The sequence below is a fragment of the Thalassospira sp. Z349TD_5 genome, from assembly GCF_056173045.1.
The window spans coordinates 3,210,347-3,225,283 of the sequence record NZ_CM149654.1 but is presented as its reverse complement, the minus strand read 5'-3'; the positions used below and the strand labels follow the sequence as shown (position 1 = coordinate 3,225,283).

Sequence of the window (14,937 nt, the reverse complement as noted above, 5' to 3'; positions counted from 1 at the left end):
AAAGACCCGGCTTTCATAGCCGGGTCTTTTTGATTCCGGGTCTATGTCAGGCTTTGCTGCCTGGAATCCAAAGTGTGAATTCAACACCCTCATCGTCCTGATCAGTTCCTTCGCCAATCAGGTTGCGGTTGTCATCAAGGGTGAATGTACCAGACGCAAATGCCCCTTTGGTACAATTGGCAAACCATGTGCCTTCTGTGGGGGCGTCGTTTTTGGTTACGCTCAGTTGTGCTTTGCATTGCGAACTGTTTGGGCCGACAAACTCAAGTGTCCCGCCATAATCTTTGAGCGACACCTTGGTATCGAGATACCCATCGCTGAGCTTGCTTCCCCAAGTCATTGCGATGGTGCGATCATAGGTGCCCATTCTGGCGCTGGACCAGTTACCGCCTTGTGCACCCGACGTCTTGGTTCTCGTCATCGCGCATGCTGGAGTAGGTAGCGCCATTACCCGTGCTGCATAGGCGTCACGATCATCGACCAGACTGATGTTATGGGTCAATTTTGCGATGTCAAAATCAGCGTCCCCGCAGTAGACAACAGTGACGACTGAATTGATGCCGCCGCGATCGTTATCGTAAATTTTGCGGCCATTTGTCGCACGGAAGCCGAATTTGGCGACTTTACATTGCGAGTGTTCGCCAATTTTGGCGTCAGCATAATAGCCCACTGCCTTTCCATTCACGTTTGACGTGATCGGATAGGTTTTCAAGACTGTCACATTTGACGTTTCGAATGTGTCACGGAATTGCGCTTCGTCTGCAAGTTCCTGTTCGCTTTGTGGGGTGAACCAGACATCAAATGTATATGCATTTGTGATCAGACCCTGCCCGCAGGCCAGTTCCCATCTTTCGTTCTGAACCTGACCATTGTTACGATCACTCTGTTCGAGCTTAGTCACCGGAATGTTCGAGGCGGTCGGCACGTTAAACCGTGACTTGCCAATCGGTACTTCTTTCCATTCGGAAAATGCATAATCTCTGGTGGTTTGGCACCCGGCCAGCAACAGTGTTGTCCCCAAAACGGCGAACCCGATAAGCTTCTTGGTGTTCATTGTTACCCTCTAGATTGTATGTCCCAATATTATAGTACCCTGAATTGGAACGCATAAAACCTGTTCGAAGGTGGTGAGAATGCAGTTTTCAGTCACGCTTTCAGCTGATTCCAAACAGCAGAAGGGATGATAGAATTGATATCAAGATCTCTTCTGCCCAACGATCCGACAGTCGCGGACTTTTGAAGAACCGCGAATTCGGCGCGTATCATGATCAAATGAACAGAATTGTTCGACCTTGGTTTCAAATGAAAGGTGCAGTTTGTGTAAGCTGTGAGATATGCGTTTAGCGCTTGATTTGATGGGGGTTTAGGGCTTTTGTTGCGGAAATTTGACAATCCGCTACCATCATTCCGGCATGTGATTTCAAACCTTTGAAACATAAAAACGTTTATGACGTTAGGATTGGTGAAATCCGCTGTGCTGCAAGAATAATACGCCTAGGGGACCCAAAATGGCCGAGAAGCAGATCGAAATCGAACTGAAACTTCGGATCGATCCAAAGCACGTTTCGCGTTTGCGTCAGGCACCCGTCTTGCGCGAGGTCAAAGAAGGCCGTCGCATCCAGACGACCCATCTGGTTTCCATCTATTATGATACGCCCAAGCTGTCGCTGGCGCGCAAGGGGCTTGCCATTCGGGTGCGCAAGATCGGAACCCAAGGGTGGGAGCAAACTGTTAAGGCCACCAATGGCCTGCGCGAAGCCTTGCCCGCACGTCATGAATGGACAGTGCCGCTTGAAGACGGCGCACTTGATCTTGAGAAATTTACCGACAAGGACGTCAAAAAGCTTCTGAGCAAGTTTGCCAAGAAGAAAACCATCGACCGGATTTTTGAAAGCGACCTTAAACGCAGTGCCGTTGATCTGACTTACCGTGATGCGGTGATGGAAATGGCCATAGATCAGGGTGTTGTGCGCGCCGGTGAGGCCGAAGTGCCACTTTCCGAAGTCGAGTTTGAATTAAAAGATGGCCATCCCGCCGCTTTGTTTGACTTGGCACTAGAGCTGCAACGCACTGTTCCCTTGCTGTTGAGCATGCGGTCCAAAGCATCGCGTGGTCGGGATTTGTACCTTGGCACGGAGACACGCTTTTATAAGCCAGACGCGGTTGCCCTGACGGCTGATATGTCGGCCGAAACGGCCTTTCGAGCCGTCCTTGCGCAGGGGCTTCGGATGATCCTTGGCAATGAGATTTGTGTGCGTCAGGACCTTCATTGCGAAGGCTGCCATCAGATGCGGGTCGGCATGCGCAGGCTGCGGGTGGCGTTTAATCTGTTTAAAAAGAACCTGCCACATGGCGAGGCGGTTTTGCTGAGGCGGTTGTTAAAGGCGTGTAGCAAGGGACTTGATGCCTTGCGCGATTGGGATGTGTTTCTTGGCGAAACCTTGCCCCTGATCGAAGAACGGTTTTCGCAAAATGCAGGCGTTGCCGAGTTACGTAAAACCGCCGAAATTGAACGTCAAAAGGCGTTGGTCGCAGCACATGACATGCTCGATAGCCCGGAATATGGGCAGCTTCTTTTGATCCTTGGCGCATGGGCCAGCTATTCGCGCTGGGCATCCGGGGCCAGTGCGTCACAGATGAAAGCCATGGCTGCCCCGATTGGCAAGATGGCCGAGCCATTGCTGGAACGGGTTTATAAACGTGTTACCCGTCGCGGCGACAACATCACGGTGTTGACCACGCCACAGCTTCATGCGTTGCGTCTTGATGTTAAACAGATGCGCTATGGCACCGATTTCTTTGGCGGTGTCTATGGCAGCAAGAAGGTCAAAAAGTTCCGCAACGGCCTTGTCGCCATGCAGGATATTCTTGGTGAGTTGCAGGATGCAGCCGTGGCTGAAAAACGGCTGATGTCACTGGCGCCAAAACTGTCAAAAGAAGGACTGGTGGCCATCGGGCTGGTATCTGGCTGGTATGCCGCACGTGTTGACCATGAACTGGACGGTCTTGGCATGGCCTGGAAAGAGTTCGCAGAACGCAAACTGTTCTGGAGTTGACGGTGACCATATTGCGGGATGAAGGCTGCGGGGATTACGCCGCAGCCTTTTTCATGTCCTGATAGGCCGCTAAAGCCCGCTCACGGCCTTCTTTCAAGCCGATCAATGGTTCGGGGTAGGACTTGCCCAGCGTGACGTCAGCAGCCTTGAGGATCAAGGGCGATGCTTCCCACGGTTTGTGGATGAACTGTTCGGGCATGTCGCGCAGTTCCGGCACCCATTGGCGGACATATTCGCCTTTGGGGTCAAATTTTTCACCCTGAAGTACCGGGTTGAAAATGCGGAAATAGGGGGCGGCATCCGCCCCGCATCCGCCGATCCATTGCCATGAAAATGCATTGTTGGCCGGGCAGGCATCGACAAGTGTATCGTCAAACCATGCCAGCCCGTCGCGCCAATGGATCAACAGATGTTTGACCAGAATGGACCCGACAATCATCCGCACCCGGTTGTGCATGTATCCAGTATGCCAAAGTTCACGCATGCCGGCATCGACGATGGGAAAGCCAGTTTGACCGCGCTGCCAGGCTGCCAGATCGTCGGGGGCATCTGACCATGCAAAGCTGCTGAACTTGTCTTGCAACGGCTGGGTTCGAAGGTCTTTGGCGTGAAACAGGATATGATGGGCAAATTCCCGCCATCCGAGTTCGGATATAAACTTCGATGCGGTTTTGCCTTTGCCGGGATTGGCTTCGGCAAAATGGTTTGCAGTATGCCAGACCTGAAACGGGCTGATTTCGCCAAAGCGTAAGTGGGGGGAGAGCTCCGACGTCACCCGGTGATCCGGGCGGTCGCGCAGATCGGCGTAGTCTTGTAAACGGTCATCAATGAAATCAAACAGTTGATCCATCGCGCCCTTCTCGCCGGGGGTAAAGCGTTCAGATAATCCCGCGGCCCAATCAAACGGCTTGGGTGACAGATCCAGTGTTCGAAGGTCAACCTGACCTTTGATGTCTTTATCGCAAAGCGTGATGGTTTCAGGTGCCTTGAAAGGTGCACGTGGCGGCGGGGCTTTCTGACAGGCGCGCCAGAACGGGCTAAAGACCTTGAAATCAGTACCGCCACCGGTTTTGACTTCCCACGGTTCAAACAGAAGTTGCGCCTTGAAACTTTCGCACGTAAGGCCGCGGTCCATCATGGCGGCCTTGATTTCGGTGTCGCGCGTGATCGATGGCTTGTCATAAAGCCGGTTCCAGAACAATGCCCCGACCGGCTGGCTTTCAATGATGGTATCAAGGATATCAGAAGACTTGCCGACGAATAGCCGCAAGGCAGTATTTTCAGGCATGTTAGCGCTAACATCCGCCATGTCGGCCATATCCGCAATGGCGCGGTCCAGTACCAATAGGCTTTTTTCAAGCCACCATCGCGTAGCCCCGCCAAGCTGATCTGAAATCACCGGATCAAGAATAAACACCGGTAAAACAACCCCTTCATTTTCGCGCGCCCACTGGGTTGCTGCGCGTAAGGCCGGATTGTCGGCCAAACGCAAATCATTGCGAAACCACATGATGGCGATTGGACGGTCGGTCATTGGTGTCCTTAAAGATCGTCTTGGAATTTCGACAGAAAGGTGAGAGAGCGTCTCGACTGTGACAGCGTATAGAGGGGGTGCCGAGCCGCTCTCTCTGGCTTGGGGTACATCAAGAGGTACGTTCCATGATTGTGATCAGTTCACCAAAACTTTGCGTCAGGGCATTTTTGTTCCATCCGGCAAATCCCAGCACCAGCCCCTGCGGCAGATTAGGGCGGTTTTGGGCCGATTTATCGTGGAAATAAGACGACAACGCGCGGCAATCAAGCCCGGCCTTGACCATCTTTTCCTGCAAAATCATGTCATCATGCCCGGCGATAAGTTTTGTGCAGAAATGCAGTCCACCGTCTGAGGGCATGATAGAAAGTGTCCCCGTCGCACGATCCGCAATCAGGTTTTGCAGATGTGTGCGCCGTTCACCGTACCGCAGGCGCATCTTGCGCACGTGACTGCCAAAATGGCCGTCGGCGAAAAACGCGGCAAGGGCGGCCTGTGCGGTTGGGGCAGGCACACCGTCAGCAAAGCCGCGCATCCCGCGAAAGGCCGGTATCAAGGTGCGCGGCAAAACTAGATAGCCAAGCCGGATACCGGGAAACATGACCCGTGAAAACGTGCCGACATAAATCACCCGGTTTTGGGTATCAAGTCCCTGAAGAGATGACAGCGGTGGCCCGTCATAGCGGTATTCGCTGTCGTAATCGTCTTCGACAATCCAGGCATCATTGGCATCCGCCCATTGCAACATCGCCAGACGCCGCGCAAGCGAAAGGGTCGTTCCCAATGGGTAATTGCGCGATGGGGTTGTGACCACGATCCGTGCCGGGGATGATGTGTTTGAAAGCAGATCAACGCACAGCCCTTCGTGATCGACCGGAATCGCCTGAACATCGGCACCACTGGCGGCAAGAACACCGCGTATGCCTTCGTAGCCGGGATCTTCGGTGGCGATGACATCACCGGGATCGACGAGTGCACGGGCAATCAGATCAAGCGCCTGCTGCGCGCCAGATACAATCATCACCTGATCGGCATCGCAATTGACCCCGCGCGACTGGCGCAACCATTTTGCGATTTCATGGCGCAATTGCGAAAGGCCAAGCGGATCATCGGGGATCGTCAGATCAATATCGGGCGACCGCCATGCACGGCGTAATAGCCGCGCCCAAAGGTCAAAGGGAAAGCCATCCAGATCAGGGGTGGCCGGGTTAAACGGGCGGGCGACCCGAAACCTTGGGAAGCGTCGCTGATATTCGAGCATGCGCGCGACACTTTGGCTGAGCCGCAAGGGGCGTTCATTGGTCTTGGATGCATTTCCTTGATCGCTGGTTTGATGCATTGCCGCCATATCGCGGTCGGGCAGGGTGCTGGCAACAAAGCTTCCGGCTCCGACACGGGTTTCGAGGTAGCCTTCGGACGTCAGCAGGTCAAAACTGGTGACCACGGTATTGCGCGATATGCCAAGTGTTCTGGCCAGATCGCGGCTGGCCGGAAGCCGTTCGCCCGGATGTAACCGCCCATCGAGAATGGCGGCCCGTATGCCGTGATAGAGGCGGCGATAGGCGATGGGTTCAGCCCGGTCGCCGGTTTGGTCGGTGTGGCTGGGATATATCCAGCTGTAATCGCTGCGCATGCGGATCGGCCTGATGGTTTAAATTGGTTCTATGTATTTTATTATAATGGACCTTTTGAAAAGTCCAATAATCGCGATGATCAGGCGAAACACCCCGCGTGCCATCACCGACGAACAAAAGAGAACCTGCCATGTCTGACGTACTTGATTTGCCTGACCAATATGATGTTCACCCTGTAACCAAAGTTGTGCGTGGTCCCAAGCGCGCATCCTATGACCGTAAGCTTGTTCACGGGATCATTGATGACGCCTTGATTTGCCATGTCGGAACGGTGGTCAATGGTCGCCCCACCATGATCCCGACCGCCCATTGGCGGGTGGGCGAACGGATTTATATTCATGGGGCGTCGAAAAACCGCATTCTGGGCGCGATTGCCGAGGGGGCGGAGGCCTGCCTGTGCATCACCCATCTTGATGGGCTGGTGATGGCGCGTTCGGCATTCCATCATTCAGCCAATTATCGTTCGGTCGTGATTTACGGCAAGGGTGAGGTTGTATCTGATGACGAAGGCAAGATGGAACATTCCCGCCTGTTTATGGAAAAGCTTGAACCGGGGCGGTGGGACACCATCCGTGAACCGAACAAGCAGGAGCTTAAAGCCACCATGTTCCTTGGCTTTGACCTTAACGAAGTTTCCGCCAAAGTCCGGGCCGGTGATCCGGTCGATGATGACGAAGATTATAGCTTGCCGGTGTGGGCCGGGGTTCTGCCGTGTCAGAACGTCTGGGGCACGCCGATTGACGATGCCAAGGTTGATCCCGGCTTTGTCGGCAAAGGCAAAAAACCGGAATAGGATTTCTCGCTGAAACGAAAACCGGCTGGCAGAGGGAACTCTGTCAGCCGGTTTTTCTGTATCGTGATGCTTGATCGTTAGACGGATTAATCGACCATCGCCGCCGCAATTTTTGCGCCAAGGCGGGCATTGTTACGCACAAGGGCGATGTTGGCTTCAAGGCTTTTGCCATCGGTCAGTTCGGTCACGCGTTTAAGCAGGAACGGGGTAACATCGCGCCCCTGAATGCCTTTTTCGGTGGCCTCGACCAGTGCACTTTCAATCGCACCTTCGATGGCTTCGCGGGCGAGTGCTTTGTCGGCCTCGGGCGGGTTGCCGATCACAGCCCCGCCTTCAAGACCAAATTCCCATTTCGATGTCAGGAAGGCCGCCAGTTCTTCGGGGGTATCAAGACGAAGCGGCGCTTTTTGACCGCTTTCCACCGAATAGAATGCCGGGAATTCATCGGTGCCATAGGCAATCACCGGCACGCCCAGCGTTTCAAGATGTTCAAGCGTTTTGGGAATATCAAGGATCGCCTTGGCCCCGGCACAGACAACCGCAACACTGGTTTTGCCAAGCTCGGTCAAATCAGCCGATACATCGTAATTCCCGGCAAGATCACGGTGAACACCACCAATGCCACCCGTGGCAAACACCCGAATACCGGCCTTTTCGGCCAAAATCATGGTGGCAGAAACCGTGGTCGCCCCGTCAAGTTTCTTGGCAAGGCAATAGGGAATGTCGCGGCGTGACAGTTTCAGGATGTCCGTGCCCTTGGCGAAATATTCCAGCTCATCGGCGGTAAGACCGATTTTGCAGCGCCCGCCAATCACGGCGATGGTGGCGGGAACCGCACCATTATCACGCACATCCTGTTCAACAGCGCGCGCCGTTTCAAGGTTCTGCGGATAGGGCATGCCATGGGAAATAATGGTTGATTCAAGGGCGACAACCGGCTTGCCAGCGGCAAATGCTTCGGCGACTTCGGGGGCGATATCGATATAATTCAACATAAAGTGGCTCATGTTTGAGTTAAAGTTTTAAAGGTCAGAATTAAACAGATCATCCTCCGAAATCCAGCCCAAAGCATTGCATGTCTGCAATGTTTTACTCTGACTCATGCCATATCTGAAACGCACTTGTGCCAGTCAACGGATTGTAACGGGTATGGCAGGCGCGTATCTTGTTGAAACCACCAACCTTTTCGGGACCATCCTTTATGCATTCCAAACCAGTTCTGACCCGTGGGCTTCTCGCCTTTATGGCGGTCGGAAGCGGCCTCTCGGTTGCCAGCCTTTATTATGTGCAGCCCTTGCTGGAACTGCTTGCACGTGAATATGGCCTAAGCGACACCAAGGCCGGGCTTTTGGTTACAGTCGCGCAGTTGGGTTATCTCGCCGGGTTGATTGTGGTGGTGCCGTTGGGCGATCATCATGAACGGCGCAAGTTATTGACCATCACCTCGTCCTTAACGGCCTTGGGTTTGTTGGCGATGGGGTTGTCGCATTCGTTTTTGATGCTGGTCGCATTTAGCATCATGGTTGGCATAAGCTGTGTCACCGCCCAAATCCTTGTCCCGTTGGCGGCCCATCTTGCCAGTGATGATAAGCGCGGATCGGCGGTGGGAACTGTCATGAGTGGCTTGTTGCTGGGTATTCTTTTGGCGCGTACCTTTTCGGGGGTGATGGCCGAACTTGCCGGATGGCGATCTGTTTTTATCGTCGCGGCGGTCCTGATGGCGGGCTATTCGGTGGCCTGTTACAAAATCTTGCCCCATCTGGTCCCAACCTCAAACACCAGTTACCGGACACTTTACGCCTCCATCCTGCATCTGTTTCGTGATGAGCCGGTGTTGCGCCGTCGCAGCCTGATTGGTGGGCTGCAATACGCGGTGTTTGGCATTTTCTGGACGGCGATGGCCTTTATGCTTGCCCGTCAATATGACATGTCCGAAGCCATGATCGGGATGTTTGGCCTGATCGGGGCCATTGGTATTTTGGCGGCCCGCATTGCCGGCAGGCTGGCGGACCGTGGCTGGGCACGGCTGAGCACCGGTGGGTTTTTAATGGTGACGGTGTCAAGCTGGGGGTTGCTGTATTGGGGGCAATGGTCGCTGGTTGCCTTTGGCGTCGGTGTCGTGTTGCTCGACCTTGGTATTCAAGGTGCGCATATCTCCAACCAAAGCGAGATTTACCGCCTTAACCCCGAAGCCAGAAGCCGCCTGACAACGGGCTATATGGCCAGTTACTTCCTCGGTGGTGCATGTGGTTCGGCCAGTGCAGCCGTTTCGTACGGGATGGGCGGGTGGCCCGCTATCGTGGCGCTTGGATCAAGTGTGTCGATCCTTTGTGTCGTGATCTGGGCTATCACGGAATTGCGCTTCCCGGTGAAGCACATGCGTCAGTAGTTCTGGGTTATTTCGGGCATAGCCCTCAAAGTAAAACGGCCGCCCCATCGGGACGGCCGTTTGCATCAGAAAGCCTAAGCTGTTGCTTAGTTCTTTTCTTTGTTGACCAGCTGGTTAGCAGCAATCCACGGCATCATAGCGCGCAGTTTGGTGCCAACTTCTTCGATCGGATGTTCTGCATTCAGGCGGCGTGTTGCTTTGAACATCGGTTCACCGCAATGCATTTCCTGAACAAAGTCACGTACGAATTTACCTTCCTGAATGTCAGCAAGGACTTCTTTCATACGGTCTTTGACCGATGCGTCGATCACGCGCGGGCCGGTGACATAGTCGCCGTATTCTGCGGTGTTCGAGATTGAGTAACGCATGTTGGCCATACCGCCTTCATACATCAGGTCAACAATCAGTTTCACTTCGTGCAGGCACTCAAAGTATGCCATTTCCGGTGCGTAACCAGCTTCGGTCAGGGTTTCAAAACCGTATTTGATCAGCTGGGTCAGGCCGCCACACAGAACAGCCTGTTCGCCGAACAGATCGGTTTCGCACTCTTCACGGAAGGTGGTTTCGATCACGCCCGAACGGCCGCCACCGATTGCTGATGCATAAGACAGTGCAACTTCAAGCGCATTGCCCGATGCGTTCTGTTCAACAGCAACAAGGCAAGGAACCCCGCCGCCACGTGCATATTCAGAACGAACCGTGTGGCCCGGGCCTTTTGGTGCGATCATCATAACGTCAAGATCAGCGCGCGGCTCGATCAGGCCGAAATGCACGTTCAGACCGTGTGCGAACAGAAGGGCGGCACCCTGTTTGAGATTGTCGCGCAGTTCATTGGCATAGATCGCTGCCTGATGCTCATCAGGGGTCAGCATCATGACAACATCTGCCCAAGCAGCTGCTTCGGCCGGGGTCATGGTTTTCAGACCTGCTTTTTCAGCCTTTTTGCGCGAAGAAGAACCTTCACGCAGGCCAACGGCCACTTCTGCAACACCGGAATCATGAAGGTTCAGCGCATGGGCGTGACCCTGCGAACCGTAACCGATGATGGCAACTTTTTTGGTTTTGATCAGATTAACATCTGCATCGCGGTCGTAATAAACACGCATCTTTCGATACCTCTGGACGTTGGACCACGCTTATTTTTATCTGCGTGGTGGGATGGATCAAATTTGTTTAGGGGCAAAACCCCCAATGCCCTGCCCGATGCGGATCACCGGGCAGGGCAAACTCACATCGTCAGTGTGCCGCGCGAAATTGCTGCGACACCCGTACGCGAAATTTCCGAAAGCCCCAGCGGTTCCATCAATTTGATGAAAGCGTCAATCTTTTCGGGGCTGCCGATGATTTCATAAACGAAGGAACTGTTGGTCGCATCGACTGCGCGTGCCTTGAAGATATCGGCAATACGCAGGGATTCGACGCGTTTCTCACCCGTTGCAATCACCTTGATCAGGGCCAATTCACGTTCAACACTTGGTCCCGACAAGGTCAGATCATTGACCTTGTGAACCGGGACAAGACGCGAAAGCTGTGCCTTGATCTGTTCGATGACCATCGGGGTGCCCGATGTGACAACGGTGATGCGCGATTCATGGGTATGCGCATCGACCTCGGCCACTGTCAGGCTTTCGATGTTATAGCCACGGCCCGAAAACAGCCCGATGACACGGGCCAGGACGCCTGCTTCGTTATCCACCAGAACAGAAATGGTGTGCTTCGAAATTTCGGTTTCTTTCACGGTTTCGCTCCGCTAGGGCGCGGTGGGGGGCAATATGTTGCCGCCCACACCGGCTTTTTCATTATGGTTTTGATGATGTCGTCTCACGCTTTTATTGGGTGCGGATCAGACCAGAACCATTCCTTCGTCGGAATCAATGGCTTCGTTGCCGTTGGTTTCCTGCCCAAGCAGCATTTCATTGTGCGGCTTGCCCGACGGGATCATCGGATAGCAGTTTTCCTTATCATCGACAGCAACATCCAGAATAACCGGACCATCAATTTCGAGCATCTTGGCAATGGCATCATCAAGATCAGCCGGATTTTCGCACTTCATGCCGGTAAAGCCGAAGGCCTCAGACAATTTGACGAAGTCGGGCAGGGTTTCGCTATAACTTTCGGAATAGCGCGACCCGTGCAGAAGCTGCTGCCACTGGCGGACCATACCCATGTACCGGTTATTCAGGATCACGGTTTTGATCGGCAGACGATACTGCGTCATCGTCGCGCATTCCTGAATGTTCATCATGATCGACGCATCACCGGTAAAGCAGACGACCGTTGCATCCGGGTGGGCAACCTGAACGCCAAGGGCGGCGGGCATGCCGTATCCCATGGTGCCAAGACCACCGGATGTCATCCATTCATACGGGTGTTCAAACCCGAAATGCTGGGCGGCCCACATCTGGTGCTGACCAACGTCGGTGGTGATGTAGGTTTTGCGATCGCGGGTCAGCGCATGCACACGGCGAATAACGTGCTGCGGCTTGATCACGTCTTTGGGCTGCTTGTAGGACAGGCAGTGTTTTTCACGCCAGCCTTCAATCTCTTTCCACCAGCCATCAAGCGCCTGTGCGTCGAGCTTGTATTGCTTGGCTTTCCAGATCTTGATCATGTCTTCAAGAACGTGACCGATGTCGCCAACAATGCCGATATCGACCGGAACGTTTTTGTTGATCGAGCTTGGATCAATGTCGATCTGGACTTTCTGTGATCCCGGCGCAAAGAAATCAAGGTTGCCGGTTACACGGTCATCAAAACGTGCACCAACGGCAAACATGACATCGCAATCATGCATCGCCATGTTGGCTTCATAGGTGCCGTGCATGCCCAGCATGCCAAGGTGCTGCTTGTCCGATGCCGGATAGGCACCAAGCCCCATCAGGGTCAGCGTGATCGGAATGCCCGTGGTGCGGGTGAATTCCGCCAGAAGCTTACAGGCCTGTTCGCCGGAATTGATCACACCGCCGCCGCAATACAGGATCGGTTTTTTGGCCGATGCCAGCATTTCAAGGGCTTGTTCGATCTGACCACGGTCGCCTTTGACCACCGGGTTATAGGTCCGGTGCTGAACCTGTGACGGTTCAAGGTACGGCGCCTTGCCAACCAGAATATCCTTGGGAAGGTCAATCACAACCGGTCCCGGACGCCCGGAAGAGGCAACGTGGAAAGCTTCATGCATGGTGCGCGCAAGACGTTCTGGATCTTTCACCAGATAGTTATGCTTGGTGCACGGGCGGGTAATGCCGGTGGTGTCGGCTTCCTGAAACGCATCATTGCCGATCAAATGGGTCGGCACCTGACCGGTCAGGCAGACAACTGGAATCGAGTCCATCAACGCATCGGTAAGGCCCGTTACGGCATTGGTCGCACCCGGTCCGCTGGTTACAAGCACAACGCCGACCTTACCGGTCGAGCGGGCGTAACCTTCAGCAGCGTGGACAGCAGCCTGTTCATGGCGCACGAGAACGTGACGAATTCGGTTCTGTTTAAATATCTCGTCATATAGCGGTAGGACAGCGCCGCCGGGATAGCCGAACACGACTTCCACACCTTGATCTGCAAGGGCCTGCAACACTACTTCCGAACCGTTCAAAATACGTTCTGCCATGATTTTCGAGCCTCTTTACTTAGCGACAACAACGTGTCGCGTGATAACCGCGTGGTTGAAACATGATCCAATTATCCTCGAATTGGAGTTGAAAAATCCGCCGAAACGGCGGTTTTCCGCCATTCCGGCGGTGGAAGCGCCAACCTATCGCCTCACTTTGGCGTGGTCAACAGAAATTGGTTAATATCATGACGCAATTTGTCCGCCAAACTTTCCGAATATTGCGTGTCGATGATTTCCTTGTCGGTCATCTGATGGCGAAACCAGGTTAATTGCCGCTTGGCATAGCGTCTGGTTTCGCGTTGCGACAGGTCGCGCGCGGCCTCAAGATCAGTGGTGCCCGATAAGTATGAGGAAAGCTCTCTGACGCCGACAGCCTTCATTACAGGCGCTGTTGGCGGCAAATTCAAGGCAATCAGATCACGAACTTCGTCAAGTGCGCCTTGCGCGATCATCAGATCAAAACGCCGGTTGCAGCGGTCATATAAAATGTCGCGCGGCGGCATGTAACAAAGCTTCTTGAAAAACATGTTTTCGGGCGGCGTCATTACGGGGTCGTTGTGCCAACTGGCCAATCCACGTCCGGTATGGGCAAAAACTTCGGCGGCGCGAATCATCCTTTGAGTGTTGTTGCCATCAAGCTTGGCGGCGGTTTCCGGGTCATCGCGTTTGAGTTTGTCAAAGAACGCGACGTGGCCCATTTCAGCCAGTTCGGCGGTAACGGTCTCGCGAATCCGCATCGGAACATCCGGGATCGGCGCAATCCCGGCGGTCAGGGCATTCAAATACATGCCAGTACCCCCGGTAATGATCGGAAGCTTGCCTTGGGCGTGACACTCAGCAATTTCGGTCATCGCCATTTCGCGCCACTTTCCGGCTGAGCAGGCCTCCGCCCCGGAAAGAACCCCATACAAACGATGCGGCGCACGGGCAAGTTCGCCATCGTCGGGCCGCGCACTGAGCACACGCAATTCTTTATAGACCTGCATGCTGTCGGCATTGATCACCACACCGTCAAAGGTATTTGCCATATCAAGGGCAAGTGCAGACTTGCCGCTGGCGGTGGGGCCGGCAACGATCAGGACGGGCTGGAAGTCGGGTTTACTCGGTGTGGGCATTTTACAAATTCGTCTCTGATCAATTCGGGTGCCATGGATCAAACAGACGTGCGCCTGTTTGATCAAAGTCTTTTACATTGCGCGTCACAATTGTCATGCCATGAACCAGTGCGGTTGCGGCAATCAGGGCATCACGTTCTGATTTGGGGTCGGGAACATGCAAACTTGCACATTTACGCGCAATAATGTGGTCAATCGGCAAGATGCGTTCGTGAAACGCTGCCAAAACCTGTTCTTCAAACCAGTCACGCAGCAGTTGTGCCTGTTGGGCATCTTTGCGTGCGATTTTCAAAATGCCGGTTTCAATTTCCAGCACACTGATCGCGGACATATACAAGCTAACTGTCGATACCGAGCGTGCCCACGCAACAACGTTTTCATCCGCACGACCCGATGCCGCCTTGCGCAGTTCGGATATGACATTGGTATCAAGGATAAACATCAGGACAGGTCAGCCGACTTTATGCCGATATGGGCCGGTTGCGGGTCGAAAGCGAAGTCGCCCGTGTCAGCAGGCATTGCAAGCAACTCAACAATAGATGGCAGGTTGCCGGTCAGCTTCTGATACTCTTCAATCGATAACAAAACATGCGATGGCTTGCCCCGGTCGGTGATCACAACCGGACCGCTGTTGGATGCTTTCTTTGCGCTGCTTGTATCCTGATTGAATTCACGGCTTGATATTGTCGTAATTCCCATATCGCACCTCCTTAAAATGTAGAAACAATACTACAATTAAAAGGGGTTCAGATCAAGATAATCGACAAAATCAACAAACGCTCTTGTCATGGTTCGATGCAATCCGGATA

13 protein-coding genes are annotated in these 14,937 nt (G+C 53.8%); 3 read left to right on the top strand and 10 right to left on the bottom strand.

All coding sequences use genetic code 11. The annotated features are described in order from the left end of the window. Positions 1-46: 46 nt before the first annotated feature. On the bottom strand, positions 47-1,054 hold the full coding sequence (locus AC0VXT_RS14955; RefSeq protein ID WP_475546049.1) for a hypothetical protein: 1,008 nt from the start codon (positions 1,052-1,054) through the stop codon (positions 47-49). A gap of 454 nt (positions 1,055-1,508) precedes the next feature. Between AC0VXT_RS14955 and AC0VXT_RS14950 the strand changes: the two genes are divergently transcribed. Continuing rightward, positions 1,509-3,056, top strand: a complete 1,548-nt coding sequence (locus AC0VXT_RS14950; RefSeq protein WP_475546048.1) for a CYTH and CHAD domain-containing protein — start codon at positions 1,509-1,511, stop codon at positions 3,054-3,056. A 34-nt stretch (positions 3,057-3,090) separates the two neighbouring features. Here the strand turns inward: AC0VXT_RS14950 and AC0VXT_RS14945 are convergent, their stop codons facing one another. Together AC0VXT_RS14945 and pdxR are read right to left on the bottom strand one after the other, a co-directional pair. Next, entirely contained in the window at positions 3,091-4,590 is a 1,500-nt protein-coding gene (locus tag AC0VXT_RS14945; protein ID WP_475546047.1) for a cryptochrome/photolyase family protein, read from the bottom strand. A 109-nt stretch (positions 4,591-4,699) separates the two neighbouring features. Further along, positions 4,700-6,220 carry a MocR-like pyridoxine biosynthesis transcription factor PdxR gene (gene pdxR / locus AC0VXT_RS14940; protein WP_475546046.1) on the bottom strand — a complete coding sequence of 507 codons (1,521 nt, stop codon included), beginning with the start codon at positions 6,218-6,220 and terminating at the stop codon, positions 4,700-4,702. A 131-nt stretch (positions 6,221-6,351) separates the two neighbouring features. Between pdxR and AC0VXT_RS14935 the strand changes: the two genes are divergently transcribed. After that, positions 6,352-7,014, top strand: a complete 663-nt coding sequence (locus AC0VXT_RS14935) for a pyridoxamine 5'-phosphate oxidase family protein (RefSeq protein WP_475546045.1) — start codon at positions 6,352-6,354, stop codon at positions 7,012-7,014. Between the two features lie 86 nt (positions 7,015-7,100). Here the strand turns inward: AC0VXT_RS14935 and AC0VXT_RS14930 are convergent, their stop codons facing one another. Beyond that, complete coding sequence (locus AC0VXT_RS14930; protein WP_417824511.1) at positions 7,101-8,009, bottom strand: pseudouridine-5'-phosphate glycosidase; 909 nt, start codon at positions 8,007-8,009, stop codon at positions 7,101-7,103. Positions 8,010-8,215: 206 nt separating this feature from the next. Here AC0VXT_RS14930 and AC0VXT_RS14925 point away from each other — a divergent pair, with 206 nt between their 5' ends. Further along, positions 8,216-9,403, top strand: coding sequence for an MFS transporter (locus AC0VXT_RS14925; RefSeq protein ID WP_475546044.1), 1,188 nt, complete (start codon positions 8,216-8,218; stop codon positions 9,401-9,403). An 86-nt stretch (positions 9,404-9,489) separates the two neighbouring features. Here the strand turns inward: AC0VXT_RS14925 and ilvC are convergent, their stop codons facing one another. The 6 genes from ilvC to AC0VXT_RS14895 all read right to left on the bottom strand — a co-directional run bounded on the left by ilvC (position 9,490) and on the right by AC0VXT_RS14895 (position 14,827). After that, positions 9,490-10,509 carry a ketol-acid reductoisomerase gene (gene ilvC, locus AC0VXT_RS14920; RefSeq protein WP_475546043.1) on the bottom strand — a complete coding sequence of 340 codons (1,020 nt, stop codon included), beginning with the start codon at positions 10,507-10,509 and terminating at the stop codon, positions 9,490-9,492. Between the two features lie 122 nt (positions 10,510-10,631). Next, positions 10,632-11,141, bottom strand: a complete 510-nt coding sequence (gene ilvN, locus AC0VXT_RS14915) for an acetolactate synthase small subunit (RefSeq protein ID WP_022733020.1) — start codon at positions 11,139-11,141, stop codon at positions 10,632-10,634. Positions 11,142-11,246: 105 nt separating this feature from the next. Beyond that, complete coding sequence (locus tag AC0VXT_RS14910; protein ID WP_101299782.1) at positions 11,247-13,010, bottom strand: acetolactate synthase 3 large subunit; 1,764 nt, start codon at positions 13,008-13,010, stop codon at positions 11,247-11,249. A 152-nt stretch (positions 13,011-13,162) separates the two neighbouring features. Then, positions 13,163-14,128 (bottom strand): tRNA (adenosine(37)-N6)-dimethylallyltransferase MiaA, encoded by a 966-nt coding sequence (miaA, locus tag AC0VXT_RS14905; RefSeq protein WP_475546042.1) that lies wholly within the window; start codon positions 14,126-14,128, stop codon positions 13,163-13,165. Between the two features lie 19 nt (positions 14,129-14,147). Beyond that, positions 14,148-14,570 (bottom strand): type II toxin-antitoxin system VapC family toxin, encoded by a 423-nt coding sequence (locus AC0VXT_RS14900; protein ID WP_022733023.1) that lies wholly within the window; start codon positions 14,568-14,570, stop codon positions 14,148-14,150. Next, the gene (locus tag AC0VXT_RS14895; protein WP_102784719.1) at positions 14,570-14,827 is read right to left on the bottom strand and encodes a type II toxin-antitoxin system Phd/YefM family antitoxin; all 258 of its coding nucleotides are present in this window, start codon (positions 14,825-14,827) and stop codon (positions 14,570-14,572) included. Before AC0VXT_RS14895 ends, AC0VXT_RS14900 begins: the two co-directional genes overlap by 1 nt. Positions 14,828-14,937: the final 110 nt, after the last annotated feature.

What these genes read in the sequence shown, in the direction of transcription:
- AC0VXT_RS14935 (WP_475546045.1), top strand. Translation starts at nt 6,352, where the DNA reads ATGTCTGACGTACTTGATTTGCCTGACCAATATGATGTTCACCCTGTA.
- miaA (WP_475546042.1), bottom strand. Translation starts at nt 14,128, where the DNA reads ATGCCCACACCGAGTAAACCCGACTTCCAGCCCGTCCTGATCGTTGCC.
- AC0VXT_RS14930 (WP_417824511.1), bottom strand. Translation starts at nt 8,009, where the DNA reads ATGTTGAATTATATCGATATCGCCCCCGAAGTCGCCGAAGCATTTGCC.
- AC0VXT_RS14910 (WP_101299782.1), bottom strand. Translation starts at nt 13,010, where the DNA reads ATGGCAGAACGTATTTTGAACGGTTCGGAAGTAGTGTTGCAGGCCCTT.
- AC0VXT_RS14955 (WP_475546049.1), bottom strand. Translation starts at nt 1,054, where the DNA reads ATGAACACCAAGAAGCTTATCGGGTTCGCCGTTTTGGGGACAACACTG.
- AC0VXT_RS14945 (WP_475546047.1), bottom strand. Translation starts at nt 4,590, where the DNA reads ATGACCGACCGTCCAATCGCCATCATGTGGTTTCGCAATGATTTGCGT.
- AC0VXT_RS14925 (WP_475546044.1), top strand. Translation starts at nt 8,216, where the DNA reads ATGCATTCCAAACCAGTTCTGACCCGTGGGCTTCTCGCCTTTATGGCG.
- AC0VXT_RS14950 (WP_475546048.1), top strand. Translation starts at nt 1,509, where the DNA reads ATGGCCGAGAAGCAGATCGAAATCGAACTGAAACTTCGGATCGATCCA.
- AC0VXT_RS14895 (WP_102784719.1), bottom strand. Translation starts at nt 14,827, where the DNA reads ATGGGAATTACGACAATATCAAGCCGTGAATTCAATCAGGATACAAGC.
- AC0VXT_RS14900 (WP_022733023.1), bottom strand. Translation starts at nt 14,570, where the DNA reads ATGTTTATCCTTGATACCAATGTCATATCCGAACTGCGCAAGGCGGCA.
- ilvC (WP_475546043.1), bottom strand. Translation starts at nt 10,509, where the DNA reads ATGCGTGTTTATTACGACCGCGATGCAGATGTTAATCTGATCAAAACC.
- pdxR (WP_475546046.1), bottom strand. Translation starts at nt 6,220, where the DNA reads ATGCGCAGCGATTACAGCTGGATATATCCCAGCCACACCGACCAAACC.